The sequence below is a fragment of the Ruminococcus intestinalis genome (assembly GCF_014288065.1).
In the GTDB taxonomy this organism is placed as follows: Bacteria; Bacillota; Clostridia; order Oscillospirales; family Acutalibacteraceae; genus Ruminococcoides; species Ruminococcoides intestinale_A.
The window spans coordinates 140,422-154,992 of the sequence record NZ_JACOPS010000003.1; the positions used below are offsets into that span (position 1 = coordinate 140,422).

21 protein-coding genes are annotated in these 14,571 nt (G+C 42.6%); 6 read left to right on the forward strand and 15 right to left on the reverse strand.

Annotation, left to right across the window (positions count from 1 at the left end; genetic code table 11):
- Positions 1 to 13 precede the first annotated feature (13 nt).
- The 11 genes from rpsQ to rpsJ form a co-directional block, all read right to left on the reverse strand.
- Entirely contained in the window at positions 14 to 271 is a 258-nt protein-coding gene (rpsQ, locus tag H8R91_RS07555; protein WP_022234108.1) for a 30S ribosomal protein S17, read from the reverse strand.
- A gap of 17 nt (positions 272 to 288) precedes the next feature.
- Positions 289 to 492 (reverse strand): 50S ribosomal protein L29, encoded by a 204-nt coding sequence (gene rpmC, locus H8R91_RS07560; protein ID WP_022234107.1) that lies wholly within the window; start codon positions 490 to 492, stop codon positions 289 to 291.
- Positions 492 to 911 carry a 50S ribosomal protein L16 gene (gene rplP / locus H8R91_RS07565; RefSeq protein ID WP_015523195.1) on the reverse strand — a complete coding sequence of 140 codons (420 nt, stop codon included), beginning with the start codon at positions 909 to 911 and terminating at the stop codon, positions 492 to 494. Before rplP ends, rpmC begins: the two co-directional genes overlap by 1 nt.
- Entirely contained in the window at positions 911 to 1,582 is a 672-nt protein-coding gene (gene rpsC / locus H8R91_RS07570) for a 30S ribosomal protein S3 (RefSeq protein ID WP_022234106.1), read from the reverse strand. The genes rplP and rpsC overlap by 1 nt, the downstream gene beginning before the upstream one ends.
- A 14-nt stretch (positions 1,583 to 1,596) precedes the next feature.
- A complete protein-coding gene (gene rplV, locus H8R91_RS07575; RefSeq protein ID WP_117705194.1) occupies positions 1,597 to 1,935 on the reverse strand; it encodes a 50S ribosomal protein L22 in 339 nt (112 codons plus the stop codon).
- 20 nt (positions 1,936 to 1,955) lie between these two features.
- Positions 1,956 to 2,228 carry a 30S ribosomal protein S19 gene (rpsS, locus tag H8R91_RS07580; protein WP_022234104.1) on the reverse strand — a complete coding sequence of 91 codons (273 nt, stop codon included), beginning with the start codon at positions 2,226 to 2,228 and terminating at the stop codon, positions 1,956 to 1,958.
- Positions 2,229 to 2,250: 22 nt separating this feature from the next.
- Entirely contained in the window at positions 2,251 to 3,084 is an 834-nt protein-coding gene (gene rplB, locus H8R91_RS07585) for a 50S ribosomal protein L2 (protein WP_022234103.1), read from the reverse strand.
- Positions 3,085 to 3,162: 78 nt separating this feature from the next.
- On the reverse strand, positions 3,163 to 3,456 hold the full coding sequence (gene rplW, locus H8R91_RS07590; RefSeq protein WP_022234102.1) for a 50S ribosomal protein L23: 294 nt from the start codon (positions 3,454 to 3,456) through the stop codon (positions 3,163 to 3,165).
- Positions 3,453 to 4,076: a 50S ribosomal protein L4 gene (gene rplD / locus H8R91_RS07595; RefSeq protein WP_022234101.1), complete on the reverse strand. Its 624-nt coding sequence runs from the start codon at positions 4,074 to 4,076 to the stop codon at positions 3,453 to 3,455. The genes rplW and rplD overlap by 4 nt, the downstream gene beginning before the upstream one ends.
- A gap of 16 nt (positions 4,077 to 4,092) precedes the next feature.
- Complete coding sequence (rplC, locus tag H8R91_RS07600; protein WP_178586381.1) at positions 4,093 to 4,725, reverse strand: 50S ribosomal protein L3; 633 nt, start codon at positions 4,723 to 4,725, stop codon at positions 4,093 to 4,095.
- 75 nt (positions 4,726 to 4,800) lie between these two features.
- Positions 4,801 to 5,112 carry a 30S ribosomal protein S10 gene (rpsJ, locus tag H8R91_RS07605; RefSeq protein WP_022234099.1) on the reverse strand — a complete coding sequence of 104 codons (312 nt, stop codon included), beginning with the start codon at positions 5,110 to 5,112 and terminating at the stop codon, positions 4,801 to 4,803.
- A 487-nt stretch (positions 5,113 to 5,599) separates the two neighbouring features.
- Here rpsJ and H8R91_RS07610 point away from each other — a divergent pair, with 487 nt between their 5' ends.
- Positions 5,600 to 6,115 carry a cob(I)yrinic acid a,c-diamide adenosyltransferase gene (locus tag H8R91_RS07610; RefSeq protein ID WP_186935498.1) on the forward strand — a complete coding sequence of 172 codons (516 nt, stop codon included), beginning with the start codon at positions 5,600 to 5,602 and terminating at the stop codon, positions 6,113 to 6,115.
- Between the two features lie 181 nt (positions 6,116 to 6,296).
- Positions 6,297 to 7,115 (forward strand): COG1361 family protein, encoded by an 819-nt coding sequence (locus tag H8R91_RS07615; RefSeq protein ID WP_186935499.1) that lies wholly within the window; start codon positions 6,297 to 6,299, stop codon positions 7,113 to 7,115.
- Between the two features lie 117 nt (positions 7,116 to 7,232).
- Here H8R91_RS07615 and H8R91_RS07620 read toward each other — a convergent pair whose 3' ends face one another.
- From H8R91_RS07620 to H8R91_RS07635, 4 genes are all read right to left on the reverse strand, one after another.
- Complete coding sequence (locus H8R91_RS07620) at positions 7,233 to 8,249, reverse strand: CPBP family intramembrane glutamic endopeptidase (RefSeq protein WP_186935500.1); 1,017 nt, start codon at positions 8,247 to 8,249, stop codon at positions 7,233 to 7,235.
- Positions 8,250 to 8,459: 210 nt separating this feature from the next.
- Positions 8,460 to 9,047: an energy-coupled thiamine transporter ThiT gene (gene thiT, locus H8R91_RS07625; protein WP_186935501.1), complete on the reverse strand. Its 588-nt coding sequence runs from the start codon at positions 9,045 to 9,047 to the stop codon at positions 8,460 to 8,462.
- Between the two features lie 34 nt (positions 9,048 to 9,081).
- On the reverse strand, positions 9,082 to 9,924 hold the full coding sequence (gene nadC, locus H8R91_RS07630) for a carboxylating nicotinate-nucleotide diphosphorylase (protein WP_186935502.1): 843 nt from the start codon (positions 9,922 to 9,924) through the stop codon (positions 9,082 to 9,084).
- The gene (locus H8R91_RS07635) at positions 9,924 to 11,387 is read right to left on the reverse strand and encodes an L-aspartate oxidase (RefSeq protein ID WP_186935503.1); all 1,464 of its coding nucleotides are present in this window, start codon (positions 11,385 to 11,387) and stop codon (positions 9,924 to 9,926) included. Before H8R91_RS07635 ends, nadC begins: the two co-directional genes overlap by 1 nt.
- Positions 11,388 to 11,541: 154 nt before the next feature.
- Between H8R91_RS07635 and hflX the strand changes: the two genes are divergently transcribed.
- The 4 genes from hflX (at position 11,542) to H8R91_RS07655 (ending at position 14,372) form a co-directional block, all read left to right on the forward strand.
- The gene (gene hflX / locus H8R91_RS07640) at positions 11,542 to 12,792 is read left to right on the forward strand and encodes a GTPase HflX (protein WP_186935504.1); all 1,251 of its coding nucleotides are present in this window, start codon (positions 11,542 to 11,544) and stop codon (positions 12,790 to 12,792) included.
- An 85-nt stretch (positions 12,793 to 12,877) separates the two neighbouring features.
- On the forward strand, positions 12,878 to 13,456 hold the full coding sequence (locus H8R91_RS07645; RefSeq protein ID WP_022234090.1) for a phosphatase PAP2 family protein: 579 nt from the start codon (positions 12,878 to 12,880) through the stop codon (positions 13,454 to 13,456).
- Positions 13,453 to 13,671 carry a hypothetical protein gene (locus H8R91_RS07650; protein ID WP_186935505.1) on the forward strand — a complete coding sequence of 73 codons (219 nt, stop codon included), beginning with the start codon at positions 13,453 to 13,455 and terminating at the stop codon, positions 13,669 to 13,671. The genes H8R91_RS07645 and H8R91_RS07650 overlap by 4 nt, the downstream gene beginning before the upstream one ends.
- Before the next feature lie 32 nt (positions 13,672 to 13,703).
- Positions 13,704 to 14,372, forward strand: coding sequence for an acyltransferase (locus H8R91_RS07655; protein ID WP_022234088.1), 669 nt, complete (start codon positions 13,704 to 13,706; stop codon positions 14,370 to 14,372).
- The last annotated feature ends 199 nt before the right edge of the window (positions 14,373 to 14,571 follow it).

A 14,571-nucleotide genomic window follows, 5' to 3' on the forward strand; every position in this document is an offset into this window, starting at 1 on the left:
CAAAAGCCGCAACTTATTTTGCTTTCTCAATAATCTCGACGAGTCTCCATCTTTTATCCTTAGAAAGAGGACGGGTCTCCATAATCTTTACACGGTCGCCAATGCCACACTCGTTATTCTCGTCATGTGCCTTAAAACGAACTGTACGCTTAACAATTTTGTTATAAAGCTTATGCTTTACGCTGTCCTCGACTGCTACAACAATAGTCTTGTCCATCTTGTTGCTTACAACCTTACCGACAACAACTTTTCTCATATTTCTCTCACTCACTGTTAAGTCCTCCTCTCTTAAGCCTCAGCGCCATTGAGTTCACGCATACGAAGAATTGTAGAAACTCTTGCGATGTCTTTCTTTACGGCGCCAATTCTGGATGAGTTTTCAAGCTGATTAACAGCAAGCTGGAAACGAAGGTTAAATAACTCTTCCTTGAGGTCTGCGAGCTTTAACTCGAGCTCTTCTACAGACATTTCTCTAATTTCTGATGCTTTCATTACTGCTCACCCTCCTCTTTCTTTACAAACTTGCACTTAATTGGAAGCTTATTTGCAGCAAGGCGAAGAGCCTCTCTTGCAGTAGCTTCATCTACACCGCCAAGCTCAAACATAACTCTGCCCGGCTTAACAACGGCTACCCAATACTCAGGTGAACCTTTACCTGAACCCATTCGAGTTTCTGCAGGCTTTGCAGTAACAGGCTTGTCAGGGAAAATTTTGATCCATACTTTACCGAATCTTTTGCAGTAACGAGTCATAGCAACACGGGCAGCTTCGATCTGGTTTGAAGTAATCCATGCAGGCTCTGTAGCCTGAAGACCGAAATCACCGTAAGTAACCTTGTTACCACGAAGAGCCTTACCTGTCATACGACCTCTGTGTACTCTTCTGTACTTAACTCTCTTTGGTAATAACATTACTTTCTGCCTCCTTCTCTGCGTGGCTTTCTTGACTTAACTTCGTTTAAAACCTCGCCTTTGTAAAGCCATACCTTAACGCCAATCTTACCGTAAGTAGTGTTAGCCTCGGCAAAGCCGTAGTCGATGTCGGCACGAAGTGTCTGAAGCGGAATAGTACCCTCGTGGTACTGCTCTGAACGAGCGATTTCAGCGCCGCCAAGACGACCTGAACACATAATTTTAATACCCTTAGCGCCACGACGCATTGCGTTACCGATTGACTGCTTCATAGCACGACGGAATGAAATTCTCTTTTCAAGCTGCTGAGCAACATTTTCAGCAACAAGCTGAGCGTCAAGCTCAGGAGCTTTAACTTCTACTATATTGATAGCAACAGGCTTCTTAAGCATAGCTTCGCACTGAGCCTTGAGCTTCTCAATCTCTGCGCCGCCCTTACCGATAACAAGGCCCGGCTTAGCACAGTGAATGCTAATCTTAACCTTTTTGCCGTCACGCTCAATTTCAATTTTTGCGATACCGAAGTTGTAGAGCTGAGCCTTGAGTGTTTTACGGAGGTTATAGTCCTCAACGAGTGTTGCACCAAAGTTCTTCTTGTCTGCAAACCAACGGGAATCCCAATCTTTAATTACACCGACACGCAAACCGTGCGGATTAACTTTCTGACCCATATTTAAACCTCCCCTTAGTCTTCTTTTTCCTTGAGGACAAGGCTGATGTGAGATGTTCTCTTGTTAATTCTGAACGCTCTGCCCTGTGCTCTCGGACGAATTCTTTTAAGGATGGGGCCTGCTGTTGCGTTGCATTCTGCAACATACAGTCTTGATACATCCATATCATGATTATTCTCAGCGTTAGCCATAGCTGAATGGAGCAACTTTAAAAGTGGCTCGCTAGCGGCCTTAGGAGTGTGCTTGAGAACAGCTTCCGCATATTTAGCGTCTTTACCTCTGATAAGGTCAAGAACAACGCCTACCTTGCGGGGTGAGATACGAACAAATTTTGCAATTGCTTTAGCTTCCATCTGCAATACTCTCCTTCCGCTTACTTAGATGTCTTAGATCCTGCGTGTCCCTTAAATGTTCTGGTAGGAGCAAACTCACCGAGCTTGTGACCAACCATATCTTCTGTAACATATACAGGAACATGCTTACGACCGTCGTGAACTGCGAATGTGTGACCAACGAATTCAGGGAAAATTGTTGAGCTTCTTGACCAAGTCTTAAGAATTCTCTTTTCACCCTTTTCGTTCATCTCCTGAACCCTTTTGAGCAATACAGGCTGTACAAAAGGGCCTTTTTTAGTACTTCTACTCATAATTTAAGCTCCTTTCTCTGCCTTACTTACCGTTTCTTCTGCGAACGATAAGCTTGTCGCTGCTCTTGTTGTTCTTACGAGTCTTGTAACCGAGTGCAGGCTTACCCCAAGGAGTAACAGGTCCCGGACGACCAACAGGAGATTTACCTTCACCACCGCCGTGCGGGTGATCGTTAGGGTTCATTACAGAACCACGAACTGTAGGTCTCCAACCCATATTTCTCTTACGACCGGCTTTACCGATCTTTACATTCTCGTGATCAACGTTACCTACCTGGCCGATTGTAGCCATGCAGCTTTCAGGAACATTTCTGAGCTCGCCTGAAGGAAGTCTTAAAAGTGCAAGACCGTTTTCCTTAGCCATGAGCTGTGCCATATTACCTGCTGAACGAGCAAGCTGAGCACCTCTGCCCGGATAAAGCTCAACATTATGAATGAATGTACCTACAGGAATAGCAGTAAGAGGTAATGCGTTACCCGGCTTAATATCTGCGTTCTCACCTGCTGTAACTTTGTCGCCTACCTTAAGTCCTTCCGGAGCAATAATGTAAGCTTTATCGCCGTCAGTATACTCGATAAGAGCGATGAATGCTGAACGGTTTGGATCGTACTCAAGTGTCTTAACTGTGCCTTCTACATCAAATTTCTGACGCTTGAAATCAATGATACGATATTTTCTACGGTTACCGCCGCCTCTGTGACGAACAGTAATTCTGCCGTAGCTGTTACGACCTGACTTTTTGTTTAAAGGAGCGAGTAAGCTCTTTTCAGGTGCAACCTTTGAAAGAACAGAAAAATCTGTTACCGACATATTTCTTCTGGAGTTAATGGTCGGCTTAAATACTTTAATTGCCATTTGGTTTCACTCTCCTCATGATGGCTTTGCGGGAAAATGGCTCTTTCCCATACATTCTGCCTGAATAATTTTTCAGGCTTACATCATGCCTTCAAAAAATTCGATAGGCTTGCTGTTTTCCTTAAGTGTTATGATTGCTTTCTTCCAGCTCTTTGAGTAACCGCCGTTGTTTCTGCCCTGACGGCGGAACTTACCACGAACGCTTACTGTATTAACCTTAGCAACCTCAACCTTGAAAAGCTCTTCGCAAGCTTTTGCGATTTCAATTTTATTAGCCGATTTAGCAACTTCAAAGGTATATACCTTGTTTAAAACACCTGACATACTCTTCTCTGTAATAATCGGACGAATTACGATATCCTGAGCAATCATGCATATACCTCCTCAATCTTGCTTACAGCATCCTTTGCGATTACGAGTGTGCCTGCATTAAGAATATCGTAAACATTAAGTGTGTTTACCTGTGCAGTCTTAACACCCGGAATGTTAGATGCTGACTTAACGATCATGCTGTTATTCTCAGGAAGAACGATGAGAGCTTTCTTCTCTGCACCGATAGCCTCGAGCATAGCAGCGATTTTCTTTGTTTTGTACTCTGTCATTGCGATTGAATCAACAATGATGATTCCCTTATCCACAGCCTTAGCTGAGAAAGCTGACTTCATAGCAAGTCTTCTTACTTTCTTGTTTACAGTAAATCTGTAGCTTCTTGGCTTTGGAGCAAATACAATACCACCGTGTGTCCACTGTGGTGAACGAGTTGAACCCTGTCTTGCACGGCCTGTACCCTTCTGTCTCCATGGCTTTCTGCCGCCACCTGAAACTTCAGCTCTTGTAAGAGCAGACTGTGTGCCGTGACGCTGGTTAGCAAGATAGTTTACAACCATCTGATGCATAACTGCTGTGTTTGGCTCAATACCGAATACGGACTCGCTAAGGTCGATAGAACCAACCTGCTTGCCTTCCATATCTACTACTGCAAAATTAGGCATTTATAATCCCCCTTCCTTAAGCCTTTACGGAATCTTTGATTACAACGATTCCCTTATTTGGGCCTGGAACAGCACCCTTGATAGCGATAAGGTTGTTTTCAACATCAACCTTAACAACTGTGAGGTTCTGTACTGTTACCTGCTCAGCGCCGAGATGGCCTGCCATTCTCTTGCCCTTCCATACTCTTGAAGGAGATGAACAAGCGCCGATTGAACCGCCGTGACGAACGCAAGGACCTGTACCGTGAGTTTCCTTAAGACGCTGGAAGTTCCAACGCTTAATTACGCCGGCTGTACCCTTACCTTTGCTCTTGCCGGTAACATCGATCTTGTCACCAGGGGTGAATACGTCTGCCTTTACGAGATCGCCTACATTGTAAGCGTCTGTGTCAGCAAAACGGAATTCTTTAAGAGTTTTCTTTGGTGCTACACCGTTCTTGTCAAAAAAGCCCTTCATTGGCTTTGTAACCTTGTGTGGCTTTAAATCGCCATAGCCAAGCTGAACTGATGCGTAGCCGTCGTTTTCAACTGTCTTCTTAGCTGTAACCACACATGGGCCTGCTTCGATAACAGTTACGGGAACGAACACTCCCTTTTCATCGAAAATCTGTGTCATACCGATTTTCTTACCGATGATTGCTTTCTGCATAAAATGTATCCTCCTTGTTAGGTTATTGGTTGGTTTTCACCAACTTGACCCTGTCTGCTTGTAGGTTGGTACGGATTATAACTTAATCTCGATATCAACGCCGGCAGGGAGCTCTAAGCTCATAAGAGCTTCGACTGTCTTGTTTGACGGTCTTAAGATGTCGATAAGACGCTTGTGAGTTCTCATCTCAAACTGCTCACGGCTGTCCTTATACTTATGAACAGCACGAAGAATTGTAACAACCTGCTTCTCTGTTGGAAGTGGAACAGGACCTGAAACTCTGGCACCTGTACGCTTTGCTGTTGCAACGATTCTCTCAGCTGACTGATCAACGAGCTGATGATCGTAACCCTTTAATCTTATTCTAATCTTTTCCTTGACTGCCATTATCGTCGCCTCCTTAAAAATTTTGCCGAACCGTTTTTGCGGTTCTTCGTTAGTTGGCGGGCGTTCGCTTTAGAACTTTTTTAATAACACAGCCGGGTGTTTCACCACCCTGCATTAAAAAACCCGTTTAACTATTCAGTTAACCGGGACGTTCTGAAAGCTTCTTGAGCATAGCTATAGACACAGCAACCCCTATGTCAAAGTATGTTCACTGTTTCATTGTAAATCGCCCGGTTTAAAATCGGACATACTCCACGGAAAAACCGACCTGTTTCAGCCGCAACCTCCCGCTTCATCGCATATCTATATTGCAGTCACGCAAGCATTATTATACAATATGTTCCCCTATTTTGCAAGCTTTTAGCAAATATAGCGTTATAGAACTTTTGAGAAATTTTAAATATATTTTTGTGCAATTTGACATTATTGTCAAATCAGCGCTAAACATATATAATTATACTCATACAAAGTTTTGGAGTTGATTTTTGTGAAACACATTTATTACGGCGACGGCAAGGGCAAAACCACAGCTGCAATAGGTCTTGCGGTCAGAGCGGCAGGCAGTAAAATGAAAGTGCTGTTTGTACAATTCTTAAAAACAGAATTTTCGGGAGAAAGGCATATACTGAGCCATACCGAAAATGTTACTCTTACATTCTGCCCGCTTGAGCTTAAATTTACTTTTGATATGGACGATAAAGAAAAGGCACAGGCTGCAAAAATATTTAAAGGTATTTTCGACAACGCCGTTACAACCGCTCTTACCGAAAAGTATGATATGGTTGTGCTTGACGAGGTGTTTGAGGCAATCAATGCCCATATGCTTTCCGAGAGCGAGGTTTACGAATTTATAACAAACGCACCGTCAAGTATGGAAATTGTTATGACGGGACACAATCCGCCAAAGAAATTTATGGACTGCGCCGATTATATTACGGAATTTAAGAAAATCAAGCACCCGTATGACAGGGGAATTACAGGCAGAATAGGAATTGAGTTTTAACGGACAGCTTCGGCTGTCTGTTTTTCTTTATATAATGTAACACTTTATCTTCATTATCATACTATATACCGAGGGACAAGTAAAGTTTCTCGCAAAATAAATGAAGTAAAAAATAAAAAAGCAAATAAAAGTTAAGATGATAATTTTACGGATTTCACCAAAAAGGCAAGGAGGTGAAAATATGGCAATTATCACAAACTCCGCTTCACTTACCTTTAATAATGAACGCACTGCAAGTTCAAACGAAGTCGATACAGAAGTTCGTGAGTCGCAATCCGTCGCTATTGTAAAAGACGCTCTGCTCACAAACTATGTACCGGGAGAGCCTGTAGGTTATGTTATAACAGTAACAAACACAGGAACAGGCAATCTTACCGACATTACAGTGTCTGATAACCTCGGAAGTGAAACCACCGCCAAACTGCTTAGCTATGTAGATAAATCAATAGTTGCTCGCCAAGGGGCAACAGCGCTTTCGCCAAGTGTTACAAGAACCGCCGATTCTCTCGTGATTTCAAATCTCGGCACACTTGCGGCAGGACAGTCGATTACAATAGCACTGTCACTTCTTCCTTCTGCCGCACAGGCTAACGAAATCACAAACACAGCTACGGTAAAGGCAACCACTCCTCTTGCCACAACAGTTACCGCATCTGATACAGCAACAATAACACCCGCACAGCAGGAACTTGTAACCTTGCTTAAGGCCGCTCCGTCAACCGTTGCTTCGGGAGGAGTGCTTCCTTACACTCTGATAGCTCAAAACGAAGGCACGGTTGCCGCAGAAAATATTGTATTTACCGACACTCTGCCTACAGGCTATACAGTAACGGGAATTGAGCTTACCGTAAACGGTCAGCCTACAATTATTTACACCGCAGACCAATGGACGCAGGTTGGAAATACCCTCACCTTCCCTACAGGCACAGCCGAACCTGTTACAATCCCGGCAGGTTCATTCGCAACAGCAATTATTACAGGTACAGCACCGACAGTTTAAAATTAAGCATATTAAAAAACGGTGACATTCACAAGATGTCACCGCTTAACTTTATCGGTTCTTTATTAAAAACGGAAATTACAGTCTAAAAGAAAATTCGGCATTTATTTTATATTTTTATCCGCCGTACAAAGCATTTGCTATTGTTTCAAAAATCAGCACTGCATATGCAACAACAGTTACAGGAGCCGAAAAGTACACACCGAGTTTTTTACCGAGCGACATATTATATCTTCCTTTATATAAAGGAAAGCGGCCACGGTGTTTTACAAGCTCAATTATAGAAAGAACTATTGCCGCAATAATTATTCCAAACACAGCAAGTTCCATAAGGCCTATAAACATAATCTGTCCGTAATGATTCATAATGTATTCTGTATTTGCATCCTTAAGTATATCGGTATCAAGTCCGTTCATACAAAGCTGTTGAAGCGCTCCTATTGAATTAATAACAAAATGCACTATCATTGACGGAATTATTGAGCGTGTTTTTGCGTAAAGAGCGCAGGCAATAATTCCCATACCCGTTGCATAAACAGTCTGAACACAGTTTGTATGCCACAGTCCGAAAGCCGCACCGGACACAATGATTGCAAACCACTGTCCCATCGGCTCATTATTTCTGTAAATACTTCCTCTGAATAAAAGCTCTTCAAAGAAAGGAGCGAACAAAGGCAAAGCCACAACCGTTGCAATTATTCCGAAAGGCGAATCACCGAATGAAATATCCGATGTATTTAGCTTTATTCCGAACGACTCAAGGATTGCACTTATAATAGATGACGAAACAGCAATCAAATATGTCAGACCGATTGCTATTATTACATACTTACACACCCAACCGGCAGGCTTTGCAGGTTTTACAAAACAAGTTTTCAGCGAAAGCCTTACCCGTTTGCCCCGCAGTTCAGAGAAAATCAGCAGAATAAGCGGCATTACAACAAGGTATATAACGCAGTAGCTAATAAGCATTTTAAAGCCGTAGTCATCGTAAAGTGCCGTGCCTTTAAGCAGGTCAAATATAAAATATACAAAGTACGAGCTCACCTGCGATAAAATCACAAAACACAAAAGCGGCAGAGAGCTGTAATTTGACAGCGTGCGTATCTCTCGGTTAATAAGTTTTTTGTTCATTTAGTTATCCTTTCATTCTGTAACTGTTACATTAAAGTTTCCGCAAATATTTTTAAACGGATGTTTTCCTAAGCGAAGATAATTAAGGTTTATCAAAATACTTTTATAATTACCCGACAATGAATTATGCTAAACCATAATTTACTCCAACTATCGAAAAAGAACTTTTTAAACAAGCCTCCCTCATAAGAGGAAGGCCTATGATTGAAATTATTTTTTGTTTCTTTTAATTGCTCCGAGTTTTTCGCTTCTGAAATCAACCAAAAGTCCCAAAGCAATAGCCACTACAATCAAAATGCCAAATTCGGGGAGCATATACAAACCGTTGTATATAAGCGAATACAGCCACACAGGCATACCGTCTGCAAAGCCTGCCCACACGGTAATACCGCTTAAGAAATGGCACAAAAATCTCAACACGCTTGCAAGCAATGCGCCCAAAGCAAGTCCGACTGCCTGATTTTTAATACCTCTGAAAACTCCGCCCAGACCGATTACGCCAAAGGCAATAAGGTAGTCGAAAAAGAGAATCATAAGAGCTGCCTGCCAAGAAGTTGCATACGCAAAGTTTGACATACCGAAAAGCATCTGAATAAGTCCGTAGACAACACCTGTCAGACAACCTACCAACGGCTTGTAACGATAACCGATAATTAAAATCGGCAGCATACTGCAAATCGTAATACTTCCGCCGTACGGGAACTCGATTTTTATCAGGCTCAATACAGTTGCAAGCGCAACCATAACCGCACATTCGCAGAGCATAATCACATTTTTATTTATTCCTGTTTTCTTCATTCTACCCTACTTTTCTTTATTATGTGTATAAAAATTATTTTGCGATTTTAAGCGAAATATCAAATGCCTTTACAGAGTGGGTAAGCGCACCCATTGAAATAATGTCAACGCCTGTTTCGGCAATTTCTCTTAAAGTTTCGTCTGTAATACCGCCGCTTGCCTCAAGCAACGCTTTGCCGTTTGTAATCTCAACAGCCTCTTTCATAAGAGCAGGGCTCATATTGTCAAGCATAATTACATCAACATCAGCCTCAAGCGCCTGTCTTAACTCGTCAAGGTTTCTTACCTCAAGTTCAATCTTTGTCATATGACCGAGCTTTGTTTTAAGCTTGGCAACAGCATTTGCAATGCCGCCGCCTGCATCAATGTGATTGTCCTTAAGCATAGCAGCGTCCGAAAGGTTGTAACGATGATTTCTGCCGCCGCCTACTGTAACAGCGTACTTCTGCAAAACACGAAGTCCCGGAAGAGTTTTTCTTGTATCTGCAATAGATGCGTTGGTACCCTTTACAATTTCAACCGCATTGTGCGTTGCGGTAGCAATACCGCTCATATGCTGAATAAGGTTAAGCGCTGTACGCTCGCCTTTTAAGATTGTACGGGTTTTGCCGTGAATTTCCGCAATAATATCGCCATTCTTGAGCACATCGCCGTCTTTTTTATAAACCTTAGCCTCAAAACCTGTCGGCTGTAAAATTTCAAAAACACGAAGTGCAATCTCAATACCGCAGAGTACGCCGTCGCTCTTTGCAAGGAATTTAGCGGTATCTTCCTGTTCCTCGTCAATGAGATAGTCGGTTGTGGTATCAAGGTAGTTAATATCCTCAAGCAAAGCTGTCTTTATAATGTTATCTGCATAAATACTGTTGATTAGCATTATTTTATGCCCTCCTTAAATTCTTCAAGAATAATACTTGCAACAATTGCAATACTTCTTGCCTCTACATAGTCAGATGTAACAGCAAAATCGTCCGATACAAGTTCGGAAAGAATCTGCTCAACCTTGTTGTAGCTTTCCTCCGCTTTCTCGGGCTTTGGAAGTACAAAATATGTATCCTGTAAAATTTCTCTTATCTGTGAACGGTAGCCGTGCGGCAACGCCTTGCCCTCAATCGGCTTTTTAAGGGGTTGTCTGCCGAGCGGTTTGCGCTCTTTTCTGAGTCTTTCCGTCATTACATTTGCGGCAGTTCTTGAGAACACAAGCGCCTCAAGCAATGAGTTACTTGCAAGACGGTTAGCGCCGTGCACACCTGTATGCGAACATTCGCCCGCCGCAAAAAGGCCCTCAATAGAAGTTTCCGAGTTGGTATCAACATCAATACCGCCCATAAGGTAGTGCTGACATGGAAATACGGGGATCTTGTCGACCGTAATGTCAACGCCCTCTTCAAGACAGCGCTCGTAAATCATAGGGAATCTGTTTTTAACAAATTCGGCAGGCTTGTGTGTAATATCAAGATAGAACTTCTCGCTGTGTGTTTTGATAGACTCTCTGATAACGGCATTAGACACAACATCTCTCGGAGCAAGCTCGCCTCTGCTGTCATAATCCGAGGCAAATCGTCTGCCCTCGCAGTTAAGCAGAACAGCACCCTCGCCACGAACAGCCTCACTTATCAAAAATCTTTCTCTGTCCTTTTCAGCCGCAAAAGCAGTCGGGTGGAACTGAATTCTTGAAAGGTGCTTGATTTTTGCACCCATCATATATGCAAACGCAATGCCGTCACCTGTGGCAATAGCCGAGTTTGTGGTGTATTTATAAACTCTGCCTATACCGCCTGTGGCAAGCAGACAGAAGTTACAGCCGTAGGTCTTGCTTTCGCCGTCCTTAACAACACTTACATAAAAGCCGTTAAGCACCTTATCAATCGCATACACAAGGCAGTTGTCAAGAATTGTAATATTTTTGCGTGTCTTAACTACCTCAATAAGTGCGTCAACAATCGCCTTACCCGTTGAATCCTTATGATGCACAATTCTGTGTCTGCTGTGACCCGCCTCAAGAGTTTTGCACATTGTGCCGTCCTCGTTAAGGTCAAAGTCAACACCAAGCTCCTTGATGTTCAGTACATCAGACGGGCCCTCCGTAACAAGTTTTTCTACCGCATCAAGAGTATTCTTGTATTTACCTGCAATAAGTGTATCGGTAATATGCAGCTTGTAACTGTCGTGAACAGTATCAAGCACTGCTGCCACACCGCCCTGTGCCAACGAGGAGTTGGAAAGCGTAAGCTCTTTTTTTGAAACGAGCAAAGCGTTAATATCCTCCGGCAGATTGAGTGCCGCATAAAGTCCGGTAGCACCTGTACCTACAATTATTACATCAAATTTTTTATCCATTTGTAAAACCCCGATTATATAAATTTAATTTGCAAATAATTAATAGTAAAAATGTAGTTTACAAATTTATACCGATATATTATACTACTTATTAAAGGAATAGTAAATAAAATGTAAACAAAATCTTTTATTTTCTGACAAAAACGGAGAAATTATGGAAATGATAAGTAACGAAGAAAAAATTACACAGGCTGTACTTGTCAGCGTTGACACAGGCGACTATGACGCAGAGGCTTCTCTTGCCGAACTTAAAGAGCTTGTAAAAAGTGCGGGTGCAGAACCTGTATTTACAGTCACACAAAATCTAAAGCGCCCCGAAACAGGCACTTATGTGGGCACAGGCAAATTGCAGGAAATTGCGGATATTTGCAAACAACAGGAAATCGACTTGCTCGTGTTTGACTGCGAGCTTTCACCTACTCAAATACGAAATATAGAGGCAGAAACCGACACACGAACCATTGACCGCACAATGCTTATTCTCGATATATTTGCTCTCCGTGCAAGGTCAAAAGAGGGCAAGCTGCAGGTAGAGCTTGCACAGCTAAAGTACCTGATGCCCCGACTTACAGGTAAGGGCGTGGCAATGTCACGACTTGGCGGCGGCATAGGCACAAGAGGCCCGGGCGAAACAAAGCTTGAAACCGACCGCAGACACATCAGCAGAAGAATGAAAACTTTGAAATCCGAACTTGCCGAAGTGGAACAGCACCGCTCAATGTTGAGAAAACGCAGAGAAAAAGACGGAGTAATCACCTGTGCAATTGTCGGTTACACAAACGCAGGAAAATCCACCCTTATGAATTATCTTACCGATGCGGGTGTGCTTGCTCAGGACAAACTTTTTGCAACTCTTGACCCTACATCAAGGGCGCTCAAACTGCCGAGCGGCGTTACGGTTATGATGATTGACACGGTAGGACTTGTACGCAGACTTCCGCACCACCTTGTTGAGGCTTTCCGCTCAACTCTTGAAGAGGCGGCTCTGTCAGACATTATTTTAAATGTATGCGATGCCTCGAGCGATGAGGCAAGAGTGCATATGCAGGTTACAACCGACCTTTTAAATTCACTCGGCTGCGGCGACACTCCTATCATTACCGTGCTCAACAAATGCGACCTTTTGGAAGAAGAGAGTTTTCCGCAGGAGATAGGCTCATATGTCAAGATAAGCGCCAAAAACGGCACAGGCATTGACGACCTTTTAAAAGCTGTTGACGATAACCTCCCCGTAAGAGTAAAGAGAGTTTCTCTGCTTATTCCTTTTTCCGATGCCGGACTTGTGGCAGAAATCCGTAAAAACGCAACCCTGATTAGCGAAGAATATGTTGCAGAGGGAGTTAAGGTTGAGGCAATCCTTGACGAAAAGCTGTATTCTAAAGCAGAAAAATATATTGTTGATTAATATTTATTGAAAAAACAACCGCCGTTTGCTATAATATGTATATAAACATATCAGCAAGCGGCATATAACATTAATAGGAGAAATTATGTCTTTTTTTGAAACAATCACTCCGTGGGATGCATCGGTTTTGCAGTCAATACAAGGCATAAAATGTGATTTTCTTGATACATTTATGGCTGTAATGAGTTTTCTCGGCGAAAAAGGTCTTATCTGGATTATACTCGGACTTACGCTCTGCCTTTTCAAAAAGACAAGGGCAACGGGAGTTATAATGCTTTGCGCAATGACTTTGGGATTGCTGCTCGGTGAGTTTGGCATAAAAAATATTATCTGCCGCCCCCGTCCGTTTGTAACCTACGACTTTACCGTAAACGGGCATATTCCGTCGGGCTACAGTTTTCCGTCGGGACACACAACCTCGTCGTTTGCCGCTGCAACGGTAATTATCATACGCAAAGAAAAGTTCGCCGTTTTTACGGCTGTACTCGCTTTTCTCATTGCGTTTTCAAGGCTTTACAACTGTGTACACTATCCTACAGATGTAATCTGCGGTGCTGTACTCGGTATTGCGCTTGCAATAATAACTTGTCTTATATTTAAAAATTTCGGCTGGGATAACCGTCTTAACAAAAAGATTATTCGTAAAAAAGGTGATGTAAAATGACCGAACACAGATATTTAGGCAAAACTTCAAAAGACTACTTTGTAATAAAGGGCATCAATGTATTTAGCGAAAGATGGTGCGGCACTGGCAACTGCGTTACCGTCACCTCTCCGCTTGACAAAAAGAACTATGTTTTTTCGGAATACACAAGTGACGGTGTAAAATTTATTGCAGGTAAAGACACTCACGGATATTGGCTATTTTTTGCAGCATAATTTGATTTTAAACCGAAAGGAAATAATACATAATGAATGAAAAAATGCTCATAAAAAATCTTTATGACCTCGACAAAACAATTGCAAAACCACTTCTTGAAAAACTCGACTATCCTTGGGAGGCACTTCCTAAAATCAAAGATTTTATAATCGAGCTCGGCAAAACTCTTGACCCCGAAATCTACGAACAGCGTGGCGAAAATATATGGGTTGCAAAAAGTGCGACTGTTTATCCGTCCGCTCATCTCGGCGGCCCTCTCATCATCTGTGAGGATGCAGAGGTAAGACACTGCGCTTTCATCAGGGGCTGCGCAATCGTCGGCAAAGGCGCAGTTGTAGGCAACTCAACAGAGCTTAAGAACTCTATCCTCTTTGACGGTGTTCAGGTTCCGCACTACAACTACATCGGCGACAGTATCTTGGGCTATAAGTCGCACACAGGCGCAGGTACAATTACCTCTAACCTCAAGAGCGACAAGTCGCTTGTTACCGTTAATTGCGATAACGAAAAGATAGAAACCGGCGTTAAAAAATTCGGCGCAATGCTCGGTGATCATGTTGAGGTAGGCTGTAACAGTGTACTCAACCCCGGTTCGGTAATCGGCAGAAACACAAACATCTATCCGCTTTCATTTGTAAGAGGTTATGTAGAGGCTAACAGCATTTACAAGCGCCTCGGTGAAATTGCAGATAAAATCTGATAACTTAAAATTCTTACTTAAGCAGTCGCCGAGCCGACTGCTTATTTTATATTTTGATTCCGACATTTTTTACCGTTTGTGTTGTTCTGTTTACAAAAACGAATTTTTTTGCTAAAGGGTCATATATTTTTATTGATTTAAGCTGTTTGATTATAAAACTCTCAATGTAATTTTATATCTTCAAAGCAAAAGCCCGACC

Excerpts from the sequence above, each read along its gene's own strand:
- rpmC (WP_022234107.1), bottom strand. The coding sequence starts at position 492 with ATGAAAGCATCAGAAATTAGAGAAATGTCTGTAGAAGAGCTCGAGTTA.
- rplP (WP_015523195.1), bottom strand. The coding sequence starts at position 911 with ATGTTATTACCAAAGAGAGTTAAGTACAGAAGAGTACACAGAGGTCGT.
- rpsC (WP_022234106.1), bottom strand. The coding sequence starts at position 1,582 with ATGGGTCAGAAAGTTAATCCGCACGGTTTGCGTGTCGGTGTAATTAAA.
- rplV (WP_117705194.1), bottom strand. The coding sequence starts at position 1,935 with ATGGAAGCTAAAGCAATTGCAAAATTTGTTCGTATCTCACCCCGCAAG.
- rpsS (WP_022234104.1), bottom strand. The coding sequence starts at position 2,228 with ATGAGTAGAAGTACTAAAAAAGGCCCTTTTGTACAGCCTGTATTGCTC.
- rplB (WP_022234103.1), bottom strand. The coding sequence starts at position 3,084 with ATGGCAATTAAAGTATTTAAGCCGACCATTAACTCCAGAAGAAATATG.
- rplW (WP_022234102.1), bottom strand. The coding sequence starts at position 3,456 with ATGATTGCTCAGGATATCGTAATTCGTCCGATTATTACAGAGAAGAGT.
- rplD (WP_022234101.1), bottom strand. The coding sequence starts at position 4,076 with ATGCCTAATTTTGCAGTAGTAGATATGGAAGGCAAGCAGGTTGGTTCT.
- rplC (WP_178586381.1), bottom strand. The coding sequence starts at position 4,725 with ATGCAGAAAGCAATCATCGGTAAGAAAATCGGTATGACACAGATTTTC.
- rpsJ (WP_022234099.1), bottom strand. The coding sequence starts at position 5,112 with ATGGCAGTCAAGGAAAAGATTAGAATAAGATTAAAGGGTTACGATCAT.
- H8R91_RS07615 (WP_186935499.1), top strand. The coding sequence starts at position 6,297 with ATGGCAATTATCACAAACTCCGCTTCACTTACCTTTAATAATGAACGC.
- H8R91_RS07620 (WP_186935500.1), bottom strand. The coding sequence starts at position 8,249 with ATGAACAAAAAACTTATTAACCGAGAGATACGCACGCTGTCAAATTAC.
- thiT (WP_186935501.1), bottom strand. The coding sequence starts at position 9,047 with ATGAAGAAAACAGGAATAAATAAAAATGTGATTATGCTCTGCGAATGT.
- nadC (WP_186935502.1), bottom strand. The coding sequence starts at position 9,924 with ATGCTAATCAACAGTATTTATGCAGATAACATTATAAAGACAGCTTTG.
- H8R91_RS07635 (WP_186935503.1), bottom strand. The coding sequence starts at position 11,387 with ATGGATAAAAAATTTGATGTAATAATTGTAGGTACAGGTGCTACCGGA.
- hflX (WP_186935504.1), top strand. The coding sequence starts at position 11,542 with ATGGAAATGATAAGTAACGAAGAAAAAATTACACAGGCTGTACTTGTC.
- H8R91_RS07645 (WP_022234090.1), top strand. The coding sequence starts at position 12,878 with ATGTCTTTTTTTGAAACAATCACTCCGTGGGATGCATCGGTTTTGCAG.
- H8R91_RS07650 (WP_186935505.1), top strand. The coding sequence starts at position 13,453 with ATGACCGAACACAGATATTTAGGCAAAACTTCAAAAGACTACTTTGTA.
- H8R91_RS07655 (WP_022234088.1), top strand. The coding sequence starts at position 13,704 with ATGAATGAAAAAATGCTCATAAAAAATCTTTATGACCTCGACAAAACA.